This window comes from Enterobacter cloacae complex sp. S1 (genome assembly GCF_014930525.1).
In the GTDB taxonomy this organism is placed as follows: Bacteria; Pseudomonadota; Gammaproteobacteria; order Enterobacterales; family Enterobacteriaceae; genus Enterobacter; species Enterobacter hormaechei_C.
Genome location: NZ_JADBRE010000027.1, coordinates 34,907 through 59,962 on the forward strand (window position 1 = coordinate 34,907; position 25,056 = coordinate 59,962).

Here is a 25,056-nt window from a genome sequence, read left to right on the forward strand (position 1 = left end):
TCCTCGATTATTCGCAGGTAAGCAGAACCAACAAACATCCCTTTTCAGACGTTAAATCCAGCGTCTCTGGCAGAAGGCGACGCTCACCGGTAAACAGATCCCGGTAGTGCTTCCCGGCCAGCTCCTGGGGTATGGCCACCGTAGTATTGGCCCACAGCATCGCATTGTCGGTGACGTCAAACACCAGACGCGGCACGGCGACGATCAGCGCCTCGTCATCTTTTATGCGGGCATAAACGATCAGATTCTCTTCCCGCTCGCCGGTCACCTTCAGCGGCAGCCAGTCGCCGTAGCGGAAAAGCGCGGGGTAATGCGGCCGCAGCCGTAACAGCGTGGCGGTGACGTACTGCTTCACGCTGCCGTCTCGCCAGCGTTGCGCATCGTTAAAAATGGTTCCATCCGCTACGCTGAGGTTTTCTGCCAGCGCGGTGAAATCCGGTTCGCGGCGGTTATCCGGGTCGACCAGGCTGAAGTTAAGCCCTTCGCTGCCCTGGTAGATGTCCGGTACGCCTGGCGCAGTCAGCTTGATCACCGTCTGGCTCAGGCTGTTCATTAACCCAGCCCGAATAAACGGCTGGAGTGCGGCACTGAAATCACGCAGGAACAGGGTGTTATCCGGGGAGAGCAGATGGCGCACGTAGTCCAGCACCACGCTCTCGTACCCTTCGTTGCTGTCGATCCAGTCGGTACGCTGCTTGGCCTCGCGCAGGGCTTTCTCAATAAAGCCGAGGAAACGCTCTTCCAGTGACTTAAGACCATTACGATCGTCTGGCGACAGCGTGGCTGGCCAGACGCCCGCCAGCGCCTGGAAGATCATCCAGGTGTCGGCGGCGTTCGGCGCGGTGCCGTCGTTGAGGAATCGAACCTGCGTCTGGTTCATCTGGCGCCAGCGCGCCAGGTTTTCCCCCCACAGATCTGGCGCTTCCGTCAGCGTGTATAGTCGCGCTCGCGCATCCTCGCCGCGTTTGGTGTCGTGGGTGGAGGTTCCCAGCAGCGCATCGGGCTGGCGGGCAAGACGAATGCGCATCTCCTGATGAAAACGGGAAAGTGAAAATGCACGCGGCGTCGGGTCAGCGCCGACTTCGTTCAGGGCCAGCTCCAGGTTATGGCGAAAGAACAGCGTATCCTCTACCGATTTCGCCATCAGCGGCCCGGTCAGTTGCTGAAAACGGGTGCGGAAAAGCGAGGCCAGCGCGTGGTCATCCTCCGGCAGATCGCCGGTAAGAATACGCACGATCAGGCTGAGCGCGGGTTCAGAGGCGTTGACGCTGGCGACCACGCGACTGAGCAGCGCCACATCCGGTGGCGTCAGCCCTTCTCCGGTGCCGTAGGTGCGATACACCGGAAACGCGATAAGCAGCTCGCGCAGGGCATGGCGGATATCCTCATGCTCCACTTCGGCGCCGTTATGCCCGGCCAGCTCGCTGGCGATTTTGAGCAGCGTGGTAAATTCACCTTCAAAATTACGATCGGTCATCAGCCCTTTGGCTTTGCGAAGTTCCGCCTGCCTGTCCACGGTCGTACCCAGTGTCTCGTCGTAGAGCGTCTCCAGTCGCGAGAGGTTGGTATCATCCACCAGCACTTCCGCCAGCGAGGCAATAAACTCATAGCCCGTAGTACCCGAGACCGGCCACTCCGGAGGAAGCTGTTCCCCTTTGGCGAGGATCTTCTCAACCGTGATGTAGCAATCCGGTCCGGTCGCCGCACGCAGGCGCTGCAAATAGCCCAGCGGATCGGCAAGCCCGTCCACATGGTCAATGCGCAGGCCGTCGACAACCCCGGCGTGAACAAGCTCAAGGATCAGGCGGTGCGTGTCTGCGAAGACCGCCTCATCCTCTACCCGCACGCCGACCAGCCCGGTGATTTCAAAAAAGCGCCGCCATGAAAGCTGTTTCGGCGCTTCCCGCCAGGACATCAGCCGCCAGCTTTGCGCCTCGTGGATCTCAGCGATGCTCTTGCCTTCGGCATACGTGCCGGGATTAAGCGGATAGGCGGTATCATAGTAAACCAGCGCTGCGCTGTTGGTGACGCTGTCACGTTTTAAGGTGATAGCCCCCCGCTCCAGCTCGGCTTCAAAGGTGTCGCCAAGAAACGGCAACGTCAGCGGTCGGGACCAGTCGATATCAAAATACGCCGCATAGCGGCTCTGCCTGCCTTGTTCTATAACATCGCGCCACCAGCGGTTTTCCAGCGAGGTCGACATATGGTTAGGAACGATATCCAGAATCAGCCCCATCCCCGTCTGTTTCAGCGCTGCCGCCATGCGGTCAAACCCTTCCCGCCCGCCAATCGCCGGGTCGATTTCGTTGGGGTCGGTCACGTCATAGCCGTGGGTGGAATCCGTGGTTGCGGTGAAAACAGGCGACGCGTAAAGATGGCTAATTCCAAGGTCTTTCATATACGGAATCAGGTCCACCACGCGATCGAAGGTCATGCCGTTGCGAAACTGAATTCGGTAAGTAGAGGAAGGGATCATAGCGCTGCGTCTCCATCAGCAAAGCGAACAACAATGCTGTTTGGCGGCAGGTTATCGACTGCCTCCGGCCAGCTAAAGATTGTTTTTCCGGGCAGGTTCGGTAAGGCGAGCGGCTTTTTGCCGATATTCAGCGCCAGCGACAGCGTACCGGACGGGAAACGCCAGCTCACGGCAACCATGCCGAGCGCCGTTTGCAGGACGTTACCCTCCACGGCGCCCCGCTGTTTCAGTAGCGGGACGATAAAGCGCTGACGCAGCGCAATCAGTTGGCGCGTAGCGTGCAGCCACGCCCTGCCTTCCTCCGTGTCTGCCTTGTTCCAGTCAAGCTTCGACCGCATAAAGGTATTTACGTCATTGGGGTCCGGTACGGTTTCATCGTGCCCGGCATGGCCGGTAAACTCTTTCGCGCGCCCTTCCCGCACGGCTTTCGCCAGGTCGCCGTGGAAGTCGGTGAAAAAGAGGAACGGATGCGTTTCGCCATACTCCTCGCCCATAAACAGCAGCGGAATATGGGGCGACATAAGCAGCGCCGCAAACAGCACACGCGTTTTATCCGCGCCTGCCAGAGAGATAAACCTCTCCCCCTGGGCACGGTTGCCGACCTGGTCGTGATTCTGAATAAAATCGACAAAAAACTGCGGAGGTTGCTCGCAACACTCTACCCCGCGCGACTTTCCGGTCTGAAGCGAGATTTCCCCCTGGTAGACAAAGCCCTCTGCCAGCGCCCGCGCCAGTTTTTTCTCCGGCTCAAAGGCAAAATCCTGATAATAGGCGTGTGATTCCCCGGTCGCGAAGACATGCGCGGCGTTGTGAAAATCATCATTCCATTCGGCGGTGAAAAGCGGCGTCTGACCATGCTCATCGCGCGGATGCAGGAAAATCACGTTGCGACTGTCTTCGGTGGTCAGATGGATATGCCGATCCGGAAATGCGTCGCGGATCCGTTGCGCTATCTCGGGAAGAATATGGGTCTCAGCGTCGTCATGGATCTGGTCGATGGCGTCGAAGCGCAGACCGTCAAGATGATACTCCGAGAGCCAGAATAACGGCGCCTCGGCGATGTATTGCCGGACGGCCTCAACCTCATAGGCAATACCGTTGCCCCACGGGGTCATACGATCCTGATGGAAAAACGCTGGCGAGAGCAACGGCAGGTAATTACCTTCCGGGCCAAAGTGGTTGAGTACGATATCCAGCACCACGGAAAGCCCGAGCGCGTGGGCGGCATCAATGAAGGCATGAAAATCATCCGGTGTGCCATAAGCCGAGTGCGGGGCATACAGCAGTACGCCGTCATACCCCCATCCGCGCGCGCCCCCGAACTGGGACACGGGCATCACTTCCAGTTGCGTAATACCCAGCCCGGCCAGATAAGGCAGTTTGTCGATGGCCGCCCTGAAGGTTCCTTCCCCGGTGAAGGTGCCGATATGCAGCTCGTAGATCACCGTCTCTTCCCACGGTCGTCCTTGCCATTCCCGCTGAGTGGGCTGGCTGCGACGCGGGTCGATCACCACCGACGGGCCGTTGACGTCGGCCTGCTGCGCGCGTGAGGCCGGATCCGGCACCGCCATTCCATCCTGTAAAACAAACTGATAGGTCGTACCGTGCCTGACGCCGGGCACGTCAATCTGAAACCAACCGTCGCCCACCGCCGCCATGGGAATGTCGGTATCGGTTAAACGTAATGTGAGATCTTTCTGCCCTTCTGCCCAGACGCGAAAACGTACAACGTCATCGGAAATAAACTCAGCACCCCAGTGCCTGCGACATGTTCTGAATTCCATTCATTGTCCTCGAATGACCACCTTTTACGCGGAACGAAATACAAGCTTAGACCAGGATCTACAGAGTGTTATGCCAGCAGGGGATGCCGCTTCGTCTATTATCTATTTATAACTCCCACTTAAGGAACACTATGCATATTCGAAAAGGATTAAGTACAGACCTCGCCCGCCTTGAATGTTGTGATTTTTCTTTCAAGGTTGATGAGATTGCCAGAGAGCCATTTCTCAATGGTGATTTGCATATCGAGGCGCTGACCGAACCTTATCTTAAAACCTATGAACTTGATCTCCAGACGCTGGAAAATCATTGCGTTAATCCGGATTCAATATTTCTTATCGCCGAAACGGATGACGGTGAAATCGCCGGTTTTATTACCGCGTCCTGCAACTGGAATAAATTTATTTCGGTGGATTACATTGCCGTGGAGCGTTCAAAACGCCGTACGGGCGCGGCGCACAAGCTGATGTCCGCCACCCACGTCTGGGCGCGAAGCCTCAATGCGCCCGGGTTACGGCTGGAGACGCAGAACGTTAATGTTTCTGCCTGTCAGTTCTATCGTCACTATGGGTTTATTCTCGGCGGTTACGATCGCTACCTTTACAACGCCCTGCCGGAAAAAGATGAGGTCGCCCTTTTCTGGTATTACATGCTGGCTTGAGAAAATATTTTATATCCGCTACCGGAAGATAGATTTGTCTGAATTTGTCAATTTTGCCCGCTTACGTTTAATTAACGACTAATCTTGGAATTCACTATTAAGGAGGCCGGTATGTCTACAGGAAATAATCACACGCTGCATTACCCTCGTCCACCGTTTGCTGAACAACCGCAAAGGGCCCCCGGGCTGGCATCGGAAATGAAGCCAATACCGGATCACGGTGAAACAAGTTATATCGGATCAGGCAAACTGGCGGGAAAAAAAGCGCTGATTACCGGCGGTGATTCCGGAATTGGTCGCGCGGTAGCGATCGCCTATGCCCGTGAAGGTGCAGATGTGGCTATTGGCTATCTCCCGGAAGAGGAGTCCGATGCGGCATCGGTCATTGCGCTGATTCGGGCCGAAGGCCGTAAAGCGGTCGCCATTCCCGGCGACATTCGCGTGGAGTCGTTCTGCGATACGCTGGTGGAAAAAGCCGTCGCGGAACTGGGTGGCCTGGATATCCTGGTGAACAACGCCGGACGCCAGCAGTACTGCGAATCGATCGACGATCTCACCACTGCAGATTTTGACGCGACGTTTAAAACCAACGTCTATGCCCCCTTCTGGATCACTAAAGCTGCGCTGCGCCATTTGCAGGAAGGCGCCGTGATCATCAACACCACTTCCGTTCAGGCGTTTAAACCGAGCGCGATCCTGGTGGACTATGCGCAGACCAAAGCCTGTAACGTGGCCTTTACCAAGTCTCTGGCTCAGCAGCTGGGGCCGCGTGGCATTCGGGTGAATGCCGTCGCGCCAGGTCCATACTGGACGCCTCTTCAGTCCAGTGGCGGTCAGCCGCAGTCCAAAGTTCAGAAATTCGGGGAAGATACGCCCCTGGGCCGACCGGGCCAGCCGGTTGAAATCGCACCGCTGTATGTGCTTTTTGCCTCAGATACCTGCTCATACGCCTCCGGACAAGTATGGTGCTCTGACGGCGGTACCGGCGTGCTGTAAAGCATCCTCTCAGACCTATCCATTTCATGGATAGGTCACATTCACTTCCCTGCTGTTCTCAAAAATCTCAGTTGAACTATGATGAACTTACTATTGAGGAGCCCATCATGTTTACTGTGAAAAAACTTGCGTTATCAACCCTGTTGACCGGTTCGGTTTTATTCTTTCCCGCGATCCACGCGGTGGCCAGCGTTCCGCAGCATGTGGTGAAACAGCAGGCCGGCGGCTACAGCGTTCAGGTTGGCGATACGATTGTCACCGCCTTTACGGACGGCAGCGTGCCGCAGGACCTGCACGCCTTACTGCGCCGGACGACGGCGGAAAATACCGATGCGTTACTGGCCAAAAACTTCCAGGCCAATCCGGTGGAAGCATCGATTAACGCGTTCTATATCGCTATGCCCGGCCACAAAATTCTGGTGGATACCGGCTCCGGTCAGCTCTTTGGCCCCGGCAAAGGCGGGCGGCTGATTGAAAGCCTGGCGACGCAGGGCATCAGGCCGCAGGACATCACCGATATCCTGATCACCCACGCGCACTCCGATCATGCAGGCGGCCTGGTCAAAGACGGTCAGCGCGTATTTACCCGCGCACAGGTGTATGTCGGCAAACCGGATATCGATTTCTTCTTTAACGACGAGAACCAGAAAAAATCTGGCTATGACCAGAACTACTTCGACGTCGCGCACAAGACCTTAAAGCCCTATCTGGATGCCGAGAAAGTGAAGACTTTCTCCGGGACGGAACAGCTTCTGCCGGGCATCAGCGGTACGGTTCACCCGGGCCACACCCCAGGGTCCGCGTTCTACACGCTGGAGAGCAAAGGTGAAAAAATTACCTTTGTCGGCGACATCATTCACGTTGCCGCGGTTCAGTTCCCACAGCCCAACGTGACGATTGCTTACGATGAGGATCAGGACGGAGCCGCCCGGGTACGCAACGCAGCGTTCGCTGAGTTTGTGAAAAACAAAGATCTGATTGCGGCGCCACATCTGCCTTTCCCCGGGATCGGGTATGTGAAGAAAGGTGAGCGGGAAGGCTACGCGTGGGTTCCGGTGACCTATACCAACCGGGACGCCCAATAAGAGAGTCTCTGCGTCCCAGGCTAAATATGTCAGCCTGGGACCGCTATCTCACGCCCAGGGCCCCGCGGCCGGGTATTAACCAGCCGGCGAAATCTGTTCGGCCCTGCGCTCAACCTGTCAGACAGCCAGCCATTTTTTTGCGTTCGCTTTCATATTCGCTTCTAGTTCACTGTCACGCGTGGCAAATACGCGGCCGAGGGGGAAACCGCTTTGTTCCAGCAGATAAGCTAGCGCGGCATATTCCCGCGGATAGTTGGCAGCAATTTTTGAATCAATCTCAACCGGGCCCAGCGGAAAGGTGAAAATACCCATGTCGTAGATGCTCTGACGATGGAACAGCTTCCATACGCCCTCTCTCTTTTCTGCCAGATCGTAGAAACGATTGTGGCATTCGCATCCAATATTAAGTTTTATATTTTCAGCGATGATCATCGCATTGGTTTCAAGAATCGCTTTGTCGCCGCGGTCGTTAAAAGTGACGACGGGCGAGCCAATCATATGTTTTGTGCGCAAATCTGAAGCGCCCATACGCATGGAACCCTCGACAAAATCGCTCGCGAGCCCTTCGAACCACGTAATTTCGATTGTGCCGTCCGGATGAAAAAGATTACGCAGCTGCTCCCATTCGCCCAGGTCGCGGTGCATCCAGCCATTCATGAGGTCGTTAAGATCCTGACGGTCTTGCAGTTGGTGAGTTTGCATTGTTTGATTCCTGTTTGAGTTGATGCGTTCAGTTTGGCCGTGAAGCGGTTTATACTCAAATATATATATTTTACTAAACAATCATTTTTAATGATGAGTCAGGGTGGCAATGGAACTCCGGCACTTACGCTATTTTTTGGCTGTTGCAGAAGAAGAGCATTTTGGACGCGCGGCTGAGCGACTCCATATTGTTCAGCCTGCGCTTAGCATGCAGATTAAAGCCCTTGAAACCGAGTTAGGCGGTCCGCTGTTTATCCGCACCAGCCGTCGTGTGGAACTTACTGAGGCCGGATCGCTTCTTCTCAGCGAAGCCAGACTGATGCTGGAACAGATGGAACACACGCGTCTGGCAGTCCAGCGTGCGATACGGGGAGAGACAGGGCGTGTACGGGTCGGTTTTGCCGGTAACGCCATTTTTAGTGGCAAAATGATTACCGATGTACGTCGCTTCCGTAAAACCCATCCGGATGCAGAAGTCACCATTCAGGAAATCGCTCCCCAGAAACAGGTAGCTGCGATCCTCGCAGGGCATATTGATGTCGGTTATACACCGGATAACAGTACGACAGCCGATCCGCAGATCAGGGTGCAGAAAACCGGAAACTGGGAGATGATAATCGCAATGTGTGACGATCATCCCTTAGCCATCCATCCGCACCTCTCCGTTGAAATGCTCGCCGGTCATCCCCTGGTCCTGTACGACGCGCATGACGCCAATGAAAATCTGACTGTGCTGCTGGCGCAGCAGCTCGGGGATGGTTTTTGCGTGGCACATCGTTCAAACAGTACGCTAAGCGTTCTGGCATTTGCCGCAGCCGGGCTCGGTCTGGCGCTGGTTCCCGCCCCCATGCAACAGGTGCAAATACCCGGACTGATTTACCGCAACCTGAATGCTCAGGCGCTGACCGCAAATCTGGTCATGATCAGCCGCATGCTGGAGCCAGGTAATGCAGTGACTGCTTTTCTGGCAATGGCTAACCATCCCTGTTGAACAACGGCAGCAAGCTATGACGCACAATAAGATGCCCTCCTCCGATATGGATATGGACCTGATCCTGACGCTGGATGCGTTACTCAGGGATCAGAATATCACCCATGCCGCCGCGCGGCTGGGCATCAGCCAGCCGGCGATGTCTGCCCGCCTTGCGCGCCTGCGCGTCCTGTTCGATGAGCCGCTGTTTATCCCTTCCCCACACGGACGTGGGGTGTTACCTACGCCGCGCGCCGAGGCGTTAAGGCCGCAGGTCGCGACGGTTTTGCAGGGTATATCGGCGATGCTTGAACCCACCACGTTCAACGCGCATAACAGCACCCGCACCTTTGTGATTGCCCTGCACGAGAACCCGGCGCTGATGCTGGGGGCAGAGTTGCAGAATCAGATTAGCAGCGCAGCACCAGGCATCCGCCTGCGTTTTGCGCTCCCGGAAACCCCGCTGCTGCCAGCGCAGATGGAAAATGGCGATGTGGATATTTATGTCGGCGTTAACGCGGGGGCGCACGATGCATGGGTCAGACGCAAGCTGTTTGACGATGAATATGCCACCGCCCAGCGTAAAGGCCATCCGCGCGGTACGGGGCCGCTGGATCTCCCTCCGATCGTCATCGGTATGTACTGGCACCCGAAAAACAGCCAGGATCCGGCTAACCGCTGGCTGCGAGAACAGCTTCTTCAGGCCGCCGGACGTCAGGTATGATCGAGGATGCTCATTAATTTTTTCAGGACCTCAGAGCGAATAATCCGGTGGCAAACCAGCGTCAGCTCGCTCTCCCGGAGTCGGTCAAGAATATCCACAAAGACGACGTTTTGTACGCATATCGCCTTCGCTGAAGCCGGCAGCATGGCGATGCCAAACCCTGCCGAGACGAGGCTTATCACCGTGGGGACATCGGTGGCATTTTGCACAACGTCAGGCTGTATGCCCGCGCTGTGGCAGGCATCATAGAAATATTGCTCCAGCCCCATCCCCTCCGGGTCGCGCAGGGCGATCCACTTCTCCTCTTTCACCGACGCAAGCGTCAGCGCGGCGGAGCCCGCCAGGCTGTGTTGACGAGGTAAGGCCAGCACGGCCTTTTCCGTTGTAAATGGACGGCTTTGCAGATCGTCAGGCAATAGCGGTAACGGGGCACGAATAATGGCCACATCCAGCTGGTTGCTTTGCACGCTGGTATAAAGGGTTTGCACGTTACCCGTCATCATGGAAAGGCTGATGGCGGGCCATTTCTCATGTAAAAGCCGCAGCGCGGCGGGTAGCTTACTGTCGAATATCGCACTTGAAACACATCCGAGATTCAGCACGCCCTGTTCCCCTCTGGCCGTCTGTCTGGCATCCAGAATCGCCTGATCGGTCATTAAAATCGCGACTCTGGCTTTACTGAGAAATGCCTCACCGGCTGGCGTCAGCGTCAGGCGACGATTCGCCCGGCTAAAGAGCAAGACCCCAAGACGATCTTCAAGCGTTTTTATCTGCTGGCTCAGCGCTGGCTGCGCCATGTTAAGGCGCTCCGCCGCCCGATGCATGTGAAGCTCTTCCGCCACCACGATAAAATTGCGCATCAGTCGAAACTGCATACCATGCCTTTATTATTGATAATAAAATTCATATTAAAATAGCATAAATGATGCAATTGATAGCCCTCTTCGTCCGGTTAAGAATGGAAGCCTTCATCCGAGGAGGGAAATATGAAAAACCACATCAACGATCTCAGAAGTGCTATCGAACTGCTCAAACGCCATGAAGGTCAATACCTTGAAACCAGCCATCCGGTCGATCCTGACGCGGAGCTGGCGGGTGTGTACCGGCATATTGGTGCTGGCGGCACGGTAAAACGTCCGACGCGCATTGGCCCGGCGATGATGTTTAACGCTATTAAGGGATATCCCGACTCGCGTATTCTGGTCGGAATGCACGCCAGCCGCGAGCGGGCGGCGCTCCTGTTGGGCTGCGAGCCCTCTGAACTGGCAAAACATGTCGGCCAGGCCGTGAAAAACCCGATTGCTCCCGTTGTGGTTCCAGCGGCACAGGCGCCGTGTCAGGAACAGGTGTTTTATGCCGACGATCCGGACTTCGATCTGCGTAAATTGCTTCCGGCACCGACCAACACGCCAATAGATGCCGGTCCGTTCTTCTGTCTGGGGCTGGTGCTGGCAAGCGATCCGGAAGATGCCTCACTGACCGATGTCACTATTCACCGTCTCTGCGTGCAGGAGCGCGATGAGCTCTCCATGTTCCTTGCCGCAGGCCGCCATATTGAAGTGTTCCGTAAGAAAGCCGAGGAGGCGGGCAAACCGTTGCCGGTCACGATCAATATGGGTCTCGATCCCGCTATCTATATTGGCGCCTGTTTCGAAGCCCCTACCACGCCCTTCGGCTACAACGAGCTGGGTGTCGCCGGCGCGTTACGTCAGACCCCCGTCGAGCTGGTGCAGGGTGTGGCCGTAAATGAAAAAGCGATAGCGCGTGCGGAAATTATCATCGAAGGCGAACTGCTGCCGGGCGTGCGTGTAGAAGAAGATCAGCATACCCACACCGGGCACGCGATGCCGGAATTTCCCGGCTACTGCGGGGAGGCTAACCCCTCCTTACCGGTAATCAAAGTGAAGGCCGTCACGATGCGTCATCAGGCGATCCTGCAAACCCTGGTAGGACCGGGCGAGGAGCACACCACGCTGGCCGGTTTGCCAACGGAGGCCAGCATCCGTAATGCGGTGGAAGAAGCCATCCCCGGTTTTCTGCAAAACGTCTATGCGCATACCGCTGGCGGCGGCAAGTTTCTTGGCGTATTGCAGGTGAAAAAACGCCAGCCCTCTGACGAAGGGCGTCAGGGTCAGGCGGCACTCATTGCGTTAGCCACCTATTCCGAGCTTAAAAACATTATTCTCGTCGACGAAGATGTGGATATTTTCGACAGCGACGACATCCTGTGGGCGATGACCACCCGTATGCAGGGCGATGTCAGCATCACCCATCTGCCGGGGATCCGCGGACACCAGCTCGATCCGTCTCAGGCGCCGGACTACAGCCCCTCCATTCGTGGCAACGGGATCACCTGCAAAACGATTTTCGACTGTACGGTGCCCTGGGCGCTGAAGTCCCGCTTTGAGCGTGCGCCCTTTATGGAGGTAGACCCGACGCCGTGGGCGCCTGAACTGTTTAAAAAATAGCGTTAACCGGAAAATCTTCTTCACTCTTCACGGGTGAAGAACCTCACGCTGAAATTGCCGCGTCCCCTGCTTTCTTGTAACCTTTGAGCGTTTATCACATCCCCATAAAAAATGAGACTACCGGACGCCTATGACAGCACATATTTCCAACGATCCTTTGCATGGCGTAACGCTCGAAATGCAGGTTAACGCGCTGGTTGCGCGATATGGCTGGAATGAACTGGGCAACCGAATCAAAATCAACTGTTTTCGCAAGGACCCGAGTGTTAAATCGAGTCTGAAGTTCCTGCGCCGCACCCCATGGGCGCGGGCGGAAGTTGAAGCCCTCTACCTCGACTCACTTCACGATGACGGTAACGGGGAACAGGACGAACCGGCGTTTAATCCCTGGACGGATAGCCGGACACCCAGGAGCTAACACGCAAATGATGCGACACGTAAAACGGACTGGCGCGCTGCTTGGCTGCGCGCTTTTACTGGTAAGTTGCACTTCCAAACCACCCAAATCACTCGTTACCCCGCTGCCGCAGGCGAAACCTCTACAGCAGACTAACGAACCCATGCGCGGGATCTGGCTGGCGACCGTCTCCCGTCTCGACTGGCCTCCTGTGTCATCGGTGAATGGCCGTAGCGCGGACCAGCGTATCGCCCAGCAACAGCGGGCGCTGACGGACAAGCTCGATAAGCTGAAAAAACTTGGGATCAACACCGTCTTCTTTCAGGTAAAACCGGACAGTACGGCGCTGTGGGCCTCTAAAATACTGCCGTGGTCAGATACCCTGACGGGGACTATCGGGGAAGATCCCGGTTACGATCCGCTCCAGTTTATGCTGGATGAAGCGCACAAGCGCGGGATGAAGGTTCATGCCTGGTTTAACCCGTACCGCGTTTCCACCAACACGAAGCCGTCGACCATCGCCGCGCTTAACCGCACCTCGTCGCTTCATCCTTCCAGCGTGTACGTCCAGCATCCGGAGTGGATCCGCACCTCGGGGGATCGTTTTGTTCTCGACCCGGGCATTCCCGACGTGCGGGACTGGATAACCCAGGTGGTGATGGAAGTGGTAAATCACTACCCTGTCGACGGCGTTCAGTTCGATGACTATTTTTACACCGAGACGCAGGGGTCCACCCTGAATGATGCCTGGACCTTCAGGCGCTATGGCGAAGGTTTTGCGTCAAAAGCGGACTGGCGTCGACACAATACGCAGCAGTTGATTGTGCAGGTTTCAAGGGCGATCAAGCAGGCTAAACCTGAGGTCGAATTTGGCGTTAGCCCGGCGGGGGTCTGGCGCAATCGCTCCTTCGACCCGGCAGGCTCGGACACGCGCGGTGCCGCAGCCTATGATGAATCCTACGCTGACACGCGCAAATGGGTACAGCAGGGTTTACTGGATTACATTGCGCCGCAGATCTACTGGCCCTTCGCCCGCGACGCGGCACGTTACGATGTGCTGACAAAATGGTGGGCTGACGTGGTGAAACCGACCCATACCCGCCTGTATATCGGGATCGCGTTCTACAAAGTGGGCGCGCCTTCCAGAAACGAACCGGACTGGACGGTGAACGGCGGCGTACCGGAGCTGAAAAAACAGCTCGACCTCAACGATTCACTGCCAGACGTTAAGGGCACCATCCTGTTCCGTGAAGACTATCTTAACCAGCCGCAGACGCAGGAGGCAGTAAATTACCTCCGGGGACGCTGGGGTAGTTGACTGAAAAAAGGCAGAAACGTCCTGTTTTTGCCTTTCTTTTACGGCTTCGGCCCGAACATCGCCTCAAGCTGTTTTGCGTCTGGCATACCCACGACCTGTTGCAGTTCGTTTTGCTCATTCAGGTAATAAATAGCCGGTGTGGCATTCGCGCCAAGACTGTCCATTAGCGTCTGGTGATTTTGCAGGATCTCAACGGTTTCCCGGGAAGCCGCAGCTTCAGGTTTCGGCAGCTTTTTCCCGCCGGACAGCTCGTACGTTTTCCAGGCCGACACCGGATCTTTCGCATTCAGGATCGCGGAGGCGTTACGCCCGCTGTTCGGGTTAAGAAATGCAACCAGCAGCGTGTTGAGCTGAACCTTGCCAGCCTTCACCCACGGCTGTGCTTCAGCCCAGAACTGCTTGCAGTACGGGCAGAACGGGTCGGCAAAGACGAAGACTTTGCGCGGGGCACTCTCCGCGCCCTCTTTCAGGGGATGCGCCGCATTGAGCTTTTTCCACATCTCGCGGCCCATCGGGGCGTAGATCTCTTTCTGGAAAAAGGCCTCGCTGAGGTTGGTTCCCTTCTCATCATAAAGATAACCAGACACGACGTGCTTTCCGTCAGGGGTCAGAAAGAGCGTCACGCCCATGTCCTGATATTTCCCCAGCCACGCTGGCGCGCCGCCGGGGGCGTCAATTTTCTTGATGATTTTGATGTCCTGCTGTTCACTGAAGTGCTTCACCACATCCGGAAGCGACTTCTCTGCCCTGACCAGCCCTGTAACCATCAGAGCAGAGAGTAACAGCACCTTTTTCTTTGCTAACCGTTGAAGCATAACGACCCCTTTAAAATATTGTTTTTCAGAGTGGTCGAAGTTTATTGCCCTGTCAACGCTTCATAAATATCCTTGAGGCGACTACGCAAAAATCGCACGGCTTTGTGTTTGCGGGATAATAACGCCTGCACACTGTCGCCTGTTTCCTCTGCCAGCATCTTCATGCTGTAGCCCTCAAATTCCGTTTTTTCAAACACCTCGCGCTGAGGTGGCGGCAGTTCCGACAGGGCTTGCCCCAACTCCTCCCATAGCAGCATGTTGAGATACTCTTCCTCCGGCGTTTGCGGTACGCCGAATAACGTTTCTGCAATCTCCTGCTCAGGAAAGTCTTCGTCATCTGCTGTCAGGTACCCCGGCAGTGAAACCTCGTGCTTTTTTCGCGCCCGGTCGATCATCTCATTTCGTGCGGCGCGAAACAGCCAGGCGGCGACGTTCTCGACCGGTTGTTCCACTTTCATCAACTGCCAGGTCACTTCCTGAAGAATATCATCGACATCATCACGAACCGCAGTCCGTCCGCGAATGAAGGCTTTTAGCCGCGCGCGGCAGGCATTGAGTGCCGAGATCAGTAATGATTCCCCCGCCTCACCGGCTTTCATATCGCTCACTCGGCTTCCGGCGCTTTCGCACCGTTATCATCTCGCTTTTCATCCCGGCCATCGTGCCACCGGCAATGACCGTGGCGCCCAAATCCCGCCCGACGCTGCTGAATGAAGGCCTCACGTTGTTCGGGGCTCATATTCATCCATTGTTCGTGCATACGGCGGTGCGCACCGAACATACCAGGACGGAAACCCAGCCCACCGAAAAGAATGCGGCTCAGCAGCAGGATCCCCAGCGCCTGCCAGAAGCCAATGGCTTTAACCCCCAGGATGGCCGGGAGCAACGCGTTCCACAGGGACATGACCAGCAGGCCAAGCACCACGAACAGGACTGCGCCAATCACGATGCCCTTACCCATACGATGGCGGCCCAAACCACGCCCGTGACCTTTTCCGTGCATATCAAAATTTCTCATGTGTACCTCGTTTATGTTGAATGATTATGGTCTCTGATGAGGTAGACGGATGAGGAACAGAAATATTGCCGGGGAAAGATAAAATTTATGTCATAGCGGCTTTGTACGGATAACAGTAATGGCTGAAGGAGATTGTGCAGCGGCTACATGCAGACATTAAAAAGGCTCCCTCAGGAGCCTCTCTGAACATCACGCCGTAGCAGGCAAACTAAAGCTCGAGATACTCTGGGACAGCTGCTGCGCCTGCTCCTCCAGCGAGGCGGCGGCGGCGGCGGATTGCTGCACCAGCGCCGCGTTCTGCTGGGTCACACCGTCCATCTCCGTTACGGCCTGACCAACCTGACCAATCCCGCGGCTCTGCTCTTCTGAGGCAACCGAAATCTGTTCCATCAGCGTATGCACTTTATTCACAGAGCTGATAATAGAATCAATCACCTCTCCCGAACGATTCACCAGTTGTGCACCGTTTTTCACGCTGGAAACAGACTGGGCGATAAGGCTTTCGATATCTTTCGCCGCCACCGCGCTTTTTTGTGCCAGGGTGCGCACTTCACTTGCTACCACGGCAAATCCTCGCCCCTGCGCGCCAGCACGCGCCGCTTCAACGGCCGCGTTTAGCGCCAGAATATTAGTCTGGAAAGCAATGCTGTTGATGACGCTGGTGATGTCCTCAATACGCTTCGAATTGGACGCGATAGTATTCATCGTTTCGATGACTTCACGGGTTACCGCTTCACCGGTATGGGCATTTTTCACGGCATCCTGCACCAGCTTACCAGCCTGGAAAACGTTGTCGGTGTTATTCGCCACCGTCGCGCTCAGCTCTTCCATGCTGGCGGCCGTCTGGGTCAGGGCCGAAGCCTGTTGCTCGGTACGGGAGGCCAGGTCGATATTGCCGGAGGCAATTTCCTGCGCCGCATGCGTCACAGTGTGGCTGGCATCGCGCACCTGAGAAATGGTGGAGAGCAGCGCCTGGCGCATCTGCTCCATCGAGGACATCAGGTGATCGATTTCATTCCCGGAATCACGCTTGATCGGTACCGGTACGTCCAGCTTCCCGGCCGCAATCTGGCGACAGTGCTCGCGCGCCAGGTTCACCGGCGCAAAGACCACGCGTTTCATCAGCAGGCTGACGGCGAAGATCACCACCACGAACAGCACCGCAATGCAGGCGATAATAACCAGACCCGACACGAAATTATGGCTCGCATCCTCGTTCAGCGTTTTGGCGTACTTCTGGTGAACGGAGAGAACCTGATCGAGCACAATTTCATATCGGCGATCGAGTTGAGACACCACGGGAATAAGAGCGTTGAACCGCGACACATCGTGAGCGGCGGCAGCGGCGATGAGAGGCGCCAGTCCCTGGTTACGGTAGTTTTGCCACGCCTCCTGGTAGGCAGTGACCAGCGGGGCTTCGTCCGGCAAACGCGGCGAGGCCATAAACGCCGAATATGCACTATCGGCTTTGGTCAGCGCCTCTTTAACCGAGGCCAGTTTCGCAGACGGGTCGGTAGCGTCCCCCGCTTCCACCATTTTCACATACTCCATAACCCTGACCCGCAGGGTTCGGCTGTGGTTAATGGGATCAATAATGGACAGAACCACCTGAATTTCTTTGTTCACATTATCCAGCGAAGTATTACTTTTAATGATGAGCCCAACGCTGGTGATAGTGCTGGCCACAAAGAAGAAAAGCAGGGAAAACAGGATAATCAGGGATGATTTTTTCAACGACATAACACACCTCAGGGATATAATTTCCCTTTGGTTATCGGCTGAATCCAATCTTTAATTAATTAAAGTTATTGATGTCACCCTCAGACGTTACCCTGTCTCTCTACGGCCTTGTATCGCCGTTGCAGGGTGGCATCCAGCTTACGCTGGATCGGCTCCGGCGTTTCCCCTTCAATCAGTTTGCCAATCAGATCAAAGCAGTGCCAGGCGAGCTGGCGGTTATCCTGACGAACGGTATCGACAGGAATGGTCAGAGAATCATAGAGATAGTGATCGTCAAAGCTGGCCAGACGCATATCGCTTTGCAGCAGATTATGTTGCCCCATATAGCGCAACACCCCTTCCAGCAGACCGCAGGCGGCGGTAAAAAGGGCTTTTGGCGGGCGGCCCAGGCGTGCGCAAAGCTCGGCAAACATTTCGTAGCCGGAGCTCGGATGGTAATTACCATGAATGATCCACTCCGGACGTAACTCGACGCCAGCGTCACGCAGCCCCTGCTTAAACCCTTCCAGACGGTCACGCGTCGGGGAAAGCCGCGGCTGACCGCCGAGGAAGTAGAACTCATCCGGATGCTGGCGCGCGATGTCGGCCACCAGTGTGGCGGTTGGGGTAATCGAATCGGTGAGAACCAGCGGCAGAGAACTGTCGTTCATATGACGGTCAAAGAGCACAACGGGCAACTGTTCGCTCAGCTTTTGATAGTCCGCGTCGTTGAGCATGCTGGAGGCGACAATCAGCCCGTCCACCTGGCGGGCCACCATGTTATTGACCACCACCGTCTCCTGGCCCGGATTTTCATCGCTACAGGAGATCAGCAGCTGAACACCCGCCTCGCGGCAGAGGGTCTCCAGCTCATGAGAAAAAACGGCAAACCCGTAGTTGGTGATTTCCGGCACCACCAGACCAATGGTGTGGCTGCGGTTGTCCCGCAGCGAACGGGCGTGAATGCTGGGCTGATAATGATGTTCTTTGGCAATCGCCAGCACACGCTCGCGTGTCTCCTCCGCCACCCGAAGCTCTTTGCTGCGGCCGTTCAGAACCAGGCTGGCGGTGGCTTTTGATACCCCCGCGAGCTCCGCGATATCTTTAATGGTGACGCGTTTTGTTTTTCTCACAACGACTTAGATCCGGCTGCCAAAACCTCTATTCTATCATGCAGCTGCGCAGCGACCAGTAGCGTAATGTGATATCGGACGCACCTTCGAAGCGTACCTGGGCCGGATGGTCAGGAAAATAGCGGCTGCTCATGACGCCTTCACCGTCATTGATGAAAATTTCGACGCTGGAACGGTCGCACAGCACGCGTAAATGATGAACATTGCCCTGCCAGTAGCGGGTCAGCGTGTCTGTGGTTTTCAGACTGGCGCGTTCCAGACGGATCCCCTCATCATCCACAATCAGCCGCAACGCGCCGGCAAAATCCACGTTCACGCTCGATGCGCTCAGTTCGAACTCAAGACTCGCTCCCGCCAGCACCGGGGCATCGCTGGCGCGTCCCTGCCAGTGATGTTCATCCTCGCGCAGCGTTTCCAGCTCACGGACCGGGGTTTGCCAGAGCTTACCGTCGCGGTAGCGCAGCTCGCGAGGACAGGTCATCTGGTGGATCCAGCCGTGCGCCCGCGTAGGCTGGAGCATCTCTTCGCCGTCCGGCACGCCCATCCAGCCGATGAGGATGCGGCGGCCATCTTCTGCCACCGTGGTTTGCGGCGCGTAAAATTCGAAACCGGCGTCAAGCTCATGCAGCTCGCCGTGCGCAAATGCAGGCGTTTGATAATCAAATGCCCCGCTCATCCAGACGGCCGGATAGGTGTTGAGATAGCGATGCGGTTCGCGCGCCAGCCCCTGCGGGCAGCAGATCAAGACGTGTGTGCCATCAAGCTCAAACAGATCCGGGCACTCCCACATATAGCCCGCGTCCGTGAGTCCGTTGACACCGTGACCGGCGATTTCGCCGCAGGACGCCCAGGTGTGTAAATCGGCTGACGTAAACAGCAGCACCTTGCCGCGCTGCTGTCGATCCTGCGCGCCGAGCACCATGTACCACAGCCCGTCATGCCACCATACTTTCGGATCGCGGACGTGCCCGGTGTACCCGTCCGGCAGGGGCAACACCGGTCCCAGTTTGGCAAACGTGCCATCGTCATTTTGCACCGCCAGACACTGCCAGGCGGTGCGGCCGCCATCGTCAAACTTAACGTTGCCGGTATAGCACAGGGTCAGCACGCCGTTGTTATCCACGGCGCTGCCGGAGTAACAGCCATTGCGGTCATACTCTTCGTCAGGCATCAGCGCCATTGGCTCGTGCTGCCAGTGCACCAGATCTGCTGAGCTCCAGTGCCCCCAGCACTTGTAGCGATGATCGCAGCCCAGCGGGTTCCACTGATAAAACAGATGGTAGCGCCCGGCAAACCAGATAAACCCGTTCGGATCGTTCATCAGCCCTGTCACCGGTGCGGGATGCCACTGCGGATAGTGGCTGTCCGCCAGCGCACGCGGCTGGCCTTGCATAACGGCCTGCAACACGGCAGGCCAGCGGGAAGATAAGGTCATTATTCAGAGTCCGTTTTATATTTCAGCAGCAGAGAGACGGTGAACGCCACGCCAAAGGCAATCACCGTGCCGATTATATAGTTGAGCAGCGAGCTGGCCTGGACAATCGCCATGCCGGGAAGCGCCGTCAGGCCAACGGCGGTCATGTAGACATGCACCGACACCACCCAGGCACCGCCCGCCGCACCACCGATCAGCGCCGCGATAAACGGCTTCACAAAACGCAGGTTGATGCCAAAAATTGCCGCTTCGGTGATGCCCAGCATCGCGGAAAACGCCGACGGTAAGGTAATGGCTTTGATTTTGGCATCGCGGGTTTTGAACCACACCGCCAGACACGCCCCGCCCTGCGCCACGTTCGCCATCGCCCAGATCGGCAGCAGGAAGTTAACGCCAATCGACGGATTACCCAGCAGTCCGGCCTCAATGGCGTGGAAGCTGTGGTGAATGCCGGTAATGACAATCACCGAATAGAGCCCACCAAACAGCAGCCCGGCCAGCCAGCCCGCGTGGGCAATCAGAGTGCTAAGAATGAAGGAGATCCCGTCGCCCAGCGCGCGTCCCGCCGGGCCAATAATCAACAGCGCAATGAAGCCGGAGATAATGACGGTCAGGAACGGCGTCAGGATCAGATCTAACGCATCCGGGATGGCCCGGCGCAGCTGTTTTTCCACAATGCTCATAAACCACACCGCCAGCAGCACCGGGAAGACGGTTCCCTGATAGCCAATCATGGCGATTTCAAGACCGAAGAAGTTCATGGTGTGGAAGCCGGACGCTACGCCCCAGGCGTTGGTCAGCGCCGGATGAGTCAGGATGCCGCCGAGCGTTGCCCCCAGATACGGGTTGCCGCCAAACTCCCGCGCGGCGGTGAAGCCAATCAGGATCGGCAGAATAATAAACGCCGCCGAGCTGCACATATCCAGCATGATATAGAGCGCGTTATCCGGATTAACCCAGCCGTAGGTTTTAACCATCCCCAGCAGGCCCATCAGCAGACCCGAGGCCACGATCGCCGGGATAATCGGCACGAAGATGTTGGAGAGCAGACGCGCGATACGCTGGAACGGGTTCAGCTTGCGGGCCGCAATATCCGCCGCTTCCGATTTACTGGACTCGCTAATCCCTGCCGCCTGAATAAACGCGGCGTAAACCTTATTCACAACCCCGGTGCCGAAGATCACCTGTATCTGCCCGGCGTTTCGAAAACAGCCTTTCACGCCTTCAACCTTGCCGATAGCATGCTGGTCGGCAAGCGCATCATCGACCAGCACCAGACGAAGGCGCGTGGCGCAATGTGCCGCGCTGGCAATGTTCTCTTTGCCACCGAGCAGCGGAATAAGCTCGCGCGCAATATGATTAAAATCCATAGATACCTCTTCCTGACCTCTTTTTATGGTGTTCGAAACGCCCCCGCGATGCGGGAGCGTGAAGGGTTAAAACCAGGTTTCCATCTGCACCCCAAAGTTCCATTCCCCGCCCGCGTTGAAGCCGCTGCTGCCAAAGGCGTCATCGCTGGCGTAGTTATCCAGCTTGCTGCTCCAGTCCATCCAGGTGGCGAACAGACGCAGCTCCGGACGGCTGAAGAAATCGCCAATTTTGCCCGCCTTCAACGTCGGGGCGAAGGTCAGCTTGTAGAAGCTACCGTTAACCGCATTACGATCCTTGTAGCCTTCCGGATTTAAATCCATGTACTGATAGCTGCCCTCGAACGCGAGGGCGAAATTCTGGGTCACCTCTTTGATCAGACGCGTATTGAGCGTGACCCACTCATAGCTGTCGCCCTTCACGTAGCGGTCCTTACTGCTTTGCGCCAGCACGGCGGGCGCAATGTGCCAGCCACCGCCCAGCGGCGTGACACCGTAACTTGCAAAACGCCAGGTATCGGCTTCTGACAGTAGCGCGCCGTCTGAACCAATGCTTTTCACCTCGGCGCCCAGACCGTGGCCGTAAAGCAGCGCCGTTTTGGCGGAACCTTCCCGCAGGCCGTAGAAGCTCTCGTTATGCAGACCAACCAGCGCATGTACCCCGTTATTGGCCGCGTCGGTTTTAATCGGATCGCCGTTGCTGTCCTTACGGTCGTCATTATCTTTTGCCCGTAATCCGCTGACCATCATCTGCACCGGCCCGGCGAAGTGATTCATGCTGAGGATGTAGTTCTGAACGTTGTTGTCGATCTCCTCTTCGCTGCCGAAGTTACGGCCATAAAGGGAGAAGTTACTGCGCAGCGTATCGTTCCACTTCACGTCGTAGACGCCGCCGCCGGTCCCGGCGAGAAACACCACGTCGGAATCCAGCCAGTGAATGTCGAAGTTGTCGCGGTCAAAACGCTTACCCGCCCAGAAGGTACTGCCCTTCAGCGCACCGGTAAAGTCCGGCAAATTGCCCAGCTCGGCAAAGGCCTGACGAATGTTCAGGTCGCTGCTGTCTGCCGACCAGTCGTTATAGGTTTTCTGGCCGTCGGCCAGCATCGCCTTAAAGCGCGTCGTCGCACCATTCTCCAGCGTCTGTTTGTGCTCAACATTCAGCTCAACGTAGGTATCCGCTTCGTTCCCCAGACGCCCGATGGCCCCGCCCGTTTCCCCGGCGGGCGTCAGATAAGGGCCGCTTTTGCTGCTGGAGGCCGCGTCGTTCATCAGCAGGCCGGAACGGGCGTAACCGTGAAATTCAAAACCGCCTGTCCGGTCGGCTTTTTCTTCCAGCACCGTGGTACGTTGCGCCACCGCCTGTGTGGAGGTTTGCGCTTCCTGCTGCGCAGCCACCAGCTGCTGTGTTTTCTGTTCTGCTGCCGTGGCGCGCTTTTCAGCAACCTGCGCGCGGGTTTCCGCCTCCTGCAAACGCTGCTCCAGCGCTGCCAGGCGCGCTTCGATACGTGTCATATCCGTCTGGGCAAAAACAGAGGTACTCCCGGCCAGCATGCCTATCATCACGGCAAGTCTGCGTTTTTTATACATTTTGTCGCATCCCTAATAACTATCGGTGAAAGTGCTAAATTGCTAAACCGGTTTAGGATGATGATACTAAACCGTTGAATTTTGGATCGGCAACGTTTTTTGCTAAACCGTTTTAGTAAGTGTGATCGAGACGACAATTCAGGCCGCCGACCGGAGGCCTGGAGAGGTGAATTACAGTTCGTGATGATAAGGCAGCGCGGTCATTGCCCCTTTTGCGGTTGTCGCCAGCGCCCCACAGCGCTGCGCCAGCGTGATGACCTCTGAAAGACGGGCCTGGCCATCACGAGCCAGACCGAACAGCAGCCCGGCGACGAAAGCATCCCCCGCGCCGGTGGTATCAATGCATTCCACGGGTGATGCAGGATAGTGCGTCAACGCGCCTTTCTGCCAGGCGGTTACGCCCTCTTTTCCCTGCGTCACCAGCACCAGCCTGGCCGGACAGGTGCGCATCAGCGCCGCCAGCCCCTCATGGACCTGCGCATTTCCGGTTAAGAACGCCAGCTCTTCCACCGAGATTTTCACCACATCTGCACAGGCTAATGCCCGCTCAAGACACTGACGCAGCTCGACTTCATCGTGCCAGAGATCGGCGCGGATATTGGGGTCAAAGCTGACAAATCCCCCCGCCAGTCTGATAGCGGACATCGCCTGAAACGTCGCGGAACGGCTGGGTTCGGCGCTGAGCGCGATAGAGCAGACGTGCAGCCACTCCCCGGTGCGGAATGGCGGGAGATCGGCAGAGTCGAGGAATAAATCAGCGCTCGGGCGAACCATAAAGGTAAAGGAACGTTCACCGTCGTTATCGAGATCCACCACCACCGTGGAGGTGCGATGCTGCGGGTCCAGGCGCAGCCATTCTGTATTAACCTGCTCATCCGCAAGCGTTTTTTGCATAAAACGCCCGAAGGGGTCGTCGCCCACCCGGCCTATAAAGGCGCTTCTGCCGCCCAGACGCGCAACCCCTACCGCGACATTGGCCGGTGCGCCGCCAGGACATTGCAGCAGTTTGCCCTCTCCGTCGGGCAACAGATCCACCACGGCATCGCCAAGTACCCAGATCGTCTCCATATCACCTTCTTAGCTAAATCATGTTAAACCGGTTTAGCTATTTAAGCACAGGCAGGGTGTCGGGGAAATATGGCGACGGAAAATTTGCTTAACCCACCCGATGGGGCCAGTGGATATCACCTACGCCATTGAGCTGCGGGCGGGCGAACAAAAAGCCCTGGAAGCGGCGAATACCGACGGATTCAAGCCAGCACCACTCTTCTATCTTCTCAATGCCTTCTGCGACCAGCGTAATCTCCAGATCGGTGCAGCAGCTGATTATCGACTTCACAATCGCCTGCTTGGGCCCGCTCAGGTGGATATCGCTGACGATCTCTCTGTCGATTTTGAGCTTATCCGGTTGAAACCGGGTGAGCAGTGAAAGACCAGCATAGCCGGAACCAAAATCATCTATCGCCAGCCCAACCCCTTCCGCGCGCAGCTGTTTAATGGCGCTGTTAAACTGGTTAAAGCCGGAAATCATCTCGCTCTCAGTGACTTCAATGACCACCTGCTCAGGCTGTAGATTGTACTTTTTGATCTGCGTTACCAGGAACTCTACCGCGCCCGGCACGTTAACCAGCGACATTGGCAGCAGGTTCACCGCCAGTTTGTGGCTGCCGATGCCGAGCTTTTGCGCCAGCGCAAAGGTCCAGGCTTTGGTTTGCAGGTCGACTTCGTAAATCTGTTCACGATCGAGACTACGGAAGAAATGCTCCGGGCTGCCGCCGTCGTTTCCGCGTATAAGCGCTTCGAGAGAACTGATTTTGCCTTCGGACGGCTCGACAATGGGTTGCAGCGCAAACTGGCAGGGCTGTCCCGCCAGCAGACCTAACCCTTTACCAAACGGCGCGCGCTCTCGCGAAAGCGTCCATTTATCAGGCTCATAGTCCGAAGCGGGTGGGATAGCGGTTTTGCCGGTGATAAAGGTCTGAATAAATTTGAAGACCCGATCCTCAGAAGTCAGATAGCTTTCCAGCTTGCTGTAATGCAGAACCGACGCCAGAACCGCTTTCGGGGTCTGAACGTCCAGGTCAAACAGCAGCATTCCCACGTCTTCGAAACGTCTGCGCGGGCCGTAATCGCGCATCAGCTCCACCACGCCGGTATGCCGGTCATCCGCACGGATGGTGTTAAAAAGCGCGACGACGCGCTGTTCCGTGCCTTCGAGAATTTGCAGAACGTCACGTCCACGGGAGAGAAGAATGCCTGAGATGCCCTGCTCCGTATTACGGATCCTGGCCTGTTCAACCAGCGCGCTTAACGCTGCGGAGGTGCAGGTTAAGCTCAGCTGGCTTCGATAAATAAGAGTTGTCAGCACAGAAACGGGGTCCGGTATAGGGTATACGCCTGAAC

At 56.5% G+C, this 25,056-nt stretch carries 22 protein-coding genes; 8 read left to right on the forward strand and 14 right to left on the reverse strand.

Translation table 11 applies throughout. From position 1 onward, the window contains the following. Positions 1-7 precede the first annotated feature (7 nt). Both treY and treZ read right to left on the reverse strand, forming a co-directional pair. Positions 8-2,476 carry a malto-oligosyltrehalose synthase gene (gene treY / locus IM290_RS17665; protein WP_193042457.1) on the reverse strand — a complete coding sequence of 823 codons (2,469 nt, stop codon included), beginning with the start codon at positions 2,474-2,476 and terminating at the stop codon, positions 8-10. Continuing rightward, positions 2,473-4,260, reverse strand: coding sequence for a malto-oligosyltrehalose trehalohydrolase (gene treZ / locus IM290_RS17670; protein ID WP_193042458.1), 1,788 nt, complete (start codon positions 4,258-4,260; stop codon positions 2,473-2,475). Before treZ ends, treY begins: the two co-directional genes overlap by 4 nt. A gap of 131 nt (positions 4,261-4,391) precedes the next feature. Here treZ and IM290_RS17675 point away from each other — a divergent pair, with 131 nt between their 5' ends. The 3 genes from IM290_RS17675 (at position 4,392) to IM290_RS17685 (ending at position 7,000) form a co-directional block, all read left to right on the forward strand. Continuing rightward, positions 4,392-4,919, forward strand: coding sequence for a GNAT family N-acetyltransferase (locus IM290_RS17675; protein WP_032653615.1), 528 nt, complete (start codon positions 4,392-4,394; stop codon positions 4,917-4,919). Between the two features lie 111 nt (positions 4,920-5,030). After that, the gene (locus tag IM290_RS17680; protein ID WP_017382335.1) at positions 5,031-5,915 is read left to right on the forward strand and encodes an SDR family oxidoreductase; all 885 of its coding nucleotides are present in this window, start codon (positions 5,031-5,033) and stop codon (positions 5,913-5,915) included. 107 nt (positions 5,916-6,022) lie between these two features. Next, positions 6,023-7,000, forward strand: coding sequence for an MBL fold metallo-hydrolase (locus IM290_RS17685; protein WP_193042459.1), 978 nt, complete (start codon positions 6,023-6,025; stop codon positions 6,998-7,000). Positions 7,001-7,117: 117 nt separating this feature from the next. On the opposite strand, the gene IM290_RS17690 is transcribed toward IM290_RS17685, so the two are convergent. Further along, positions 7,118-7,702 (reverse strand): nuclear transport factor 2 family protein, encoded by a 585-nt coding sequence (locus tag IM290_RS17690; protein ID WP_015570507.1) that lies wholly within the window; start codon positions 7,700-7,702, stop codon positions 7,118-7,120. A 109-nt stretch (positions 7,703-7,811) separates the two neighbouring features. Between IM290_RS17690 and IM290_RS17695 the strand changes: the two genes are divergently transcribed. Next, positions 7,812-8,693 (forward strand): LysR substrate-binding domain-containing protein, encoded by an 882-nt coding sequence (locus IM290_RS17695; RefSeq protein ID WP_193042480.1) that lies wholly within the window; start codon positions 7,812-7,814, stop codon positions 8,691-8,693. A gap of 16 nt (positions 8,694-8,709) precedes the next feature. Continuing rightward, the gene (locus tag IM290_RS17700) at positions 8,710-9,396 is read left to right on the forward strand and encodes a LysR family transcriptional regulator (protein ID WP_193042460.1); all 687 of its coding nucleotides are present in this window, start codon (positions 8,710-8,712) and stop codon (positions 9,394-9,396) included. On the opposite strand, the gene IM290_RS17705 is transcribed toward IM290_RS17700, so the two are convergent. Then, positions 9,387-10,271, reverse strand: coding sequence for a LysR substrate-binding domain-containing protein (locus tag IM290_RS17705; protein WP_063859226.1), 885 nt, complete (start codon positions 10,269-10,271; stop codon positions 9,387-9,389). The genes IM290_RS17700 and IM290_RS17705 overlap by 10 nt on opposite strands. A 111-nt stretch (positions 10,272-10,382) precedes the next feature. Between IM290_RS17705 and IM290_RS17710 the strand changes: the two genes are divergently transcribed. From IM290_RS17710 to IM290_RS17720, 3 genes are all read left to right on the forward strand, one after another. After that, on the forward strand, positions 10,383-11,864 hold the full coding sequence (locus tag IM290_RS17710) for a UbiD family decarboxylase (protein WP_017382330.1): 1,482 nt from the start codon (positions 10,383-10,385) through the stop codon (positions 11,862-11,864). Between the two features lie 130 nt (positions 11,865-11,994). After that, entirely contained in the window at positions 11,995-12,282 is a 288-nt protein-coding gene (locus IM290_RS17715; RefSeq protein WP_000123965.1) for a VF530 family DNA-binding protein, read from the forward strand. A gap of 7 nt (positions 12,283-12,289) precedes the next feature. After that, on the forward strand, positions 12,290-13,579 hold the full coding sequence (locus IM290_RS17720) for a glycoside hydrolase family 10 protein (protein ID WP_193042461.1): 1,290 nt from the start codon (positions 12,290-12,292) through the stop codon (positions 13,577-13,579). A 38-nt stretch (positions 13,580-13,617) separates the two neighbouring features. On the opposite strand, the gene dsbG is transcribed toward IM290_RS17720, so the two are convergent. The 10 genes from dsbG to IM290_RS17770 form a co-directional block, all read right to left on the reverse strand. Next, positions 13,618-14,394 (reverse strand): thiol:disulfide interchange protein DsbG, encoded by a 777-nt coding sequence (dsbG, locus tag IM290_RS17725; protein WP_193042462.1) that lies wholly within the window; start codon positions 14,392-14,394, stop codon positions 13,618-13,620. Positions 14,395-14,435: 41 nt separating this feature from the next. Next, entirely contained in the window at positions 14,436-14,993 is a 558-nt protein-coding gene (locus IM290_RS17730) for an RNA polymerase sigma factor (RefSeq protein ID WP_023296645.1), read from the reverse strand. Between the two features lie 5 nt (positions 14,994-14,998). Continuing rightward, entirely contained in the window at positions 14,999-15,412 is a 414-nt protein-coding gene (locus IM290_RS17735) for a hypothetical protein (RefSeq protein ID WP_015570500.1), read from the reverse strand. 189 nt (positions 15,413-15,601) lie between these two features. Then, entirely contained in the window at positions 15,602-17,152 is a 1,551-nt protein-coding gene (locus IM290_RS17740) for a methyl-accepting chemotaxis protein (RefSeq protein WP_193042463.1), read from the reverse strand. Positions 17,153-17,232: 80 nt separating this feature from the next. Beyond that, complete coding sequence (locus IM290_RS17745) at positions 17,233-18,264, reverse strand: LacI family DNA-binding transcriptional regulator (protein ID WP_193042464.1); 1,032 nt, start codon at positions 18,262-18,264, stop codon at positions 17,233-17,235. A 28-nt stretch (positions 18,265-18,292) separates the two neighbouring features. Further along, the gene (locus IM290_RS17750; protein ID WP_193042465.1) at positions 18,293-19,699 is read right to left on the reverse strand and encodes a sucrose-6-phosphate hydrolase; all 1,407 of its coding nucleotides are present in this window, start codon (positions 19,697-19,699) and stop codon (positions 18,293-18,295) included. Further along, complete coding sequence (locus IM290_RS17755; RefSeq protein WP_193042466.1) at positions 19,699-21,069, reverse strand: sucrose-specific PTS transporter subunit IIBC; 1,371 nt, start codon at positions 21,067-21,069, stop codon at positions 19,699-19,701. Before IM290_RS17755 ends, IM290_RS17750 begins: the two co-directional genes overlap by 1 nt. 66 nt (positions 21,070-21,135) lie before the next feature. Next, positions 21,136-22,653: a carbohydrate porin gene (locus IM290_RS17760; protein ID WP_047365060.1), complete on the reverse strand. Its 1,518-nt coding sequence runs from the start codon at positions 22,651-22,653 to the stop codon at positions 21,136-21,138. 171 nt (positions 22,654-22,824) lie between these two features. Next, complete coding sequence (locus tag IM290_RS17765) at positions 22,825-23,721, reverse strand: aminoimidazole riboside kinase (protein WP_047726569.1); 897 nt, start codon at positions 23,719-23,721, stop codon at positions 22,825-22,827. An 88-nt stretch (positions 23,722-23,809) separates the two neighbouring features. Beyond that, positions 23,810-25,021: a diguanylate phosphodiesterase gene (locus IM290_RS17770; RefSeq protein WP_032671162.1), complete on the reverse strand. Its 1,212-nt coding sequence runs from the start codon at positions 25,019-25,021 to the stop codon at positions 23,810-23,812. Positions 25,022-25,056: the final 35 nt, after the last annotated feature.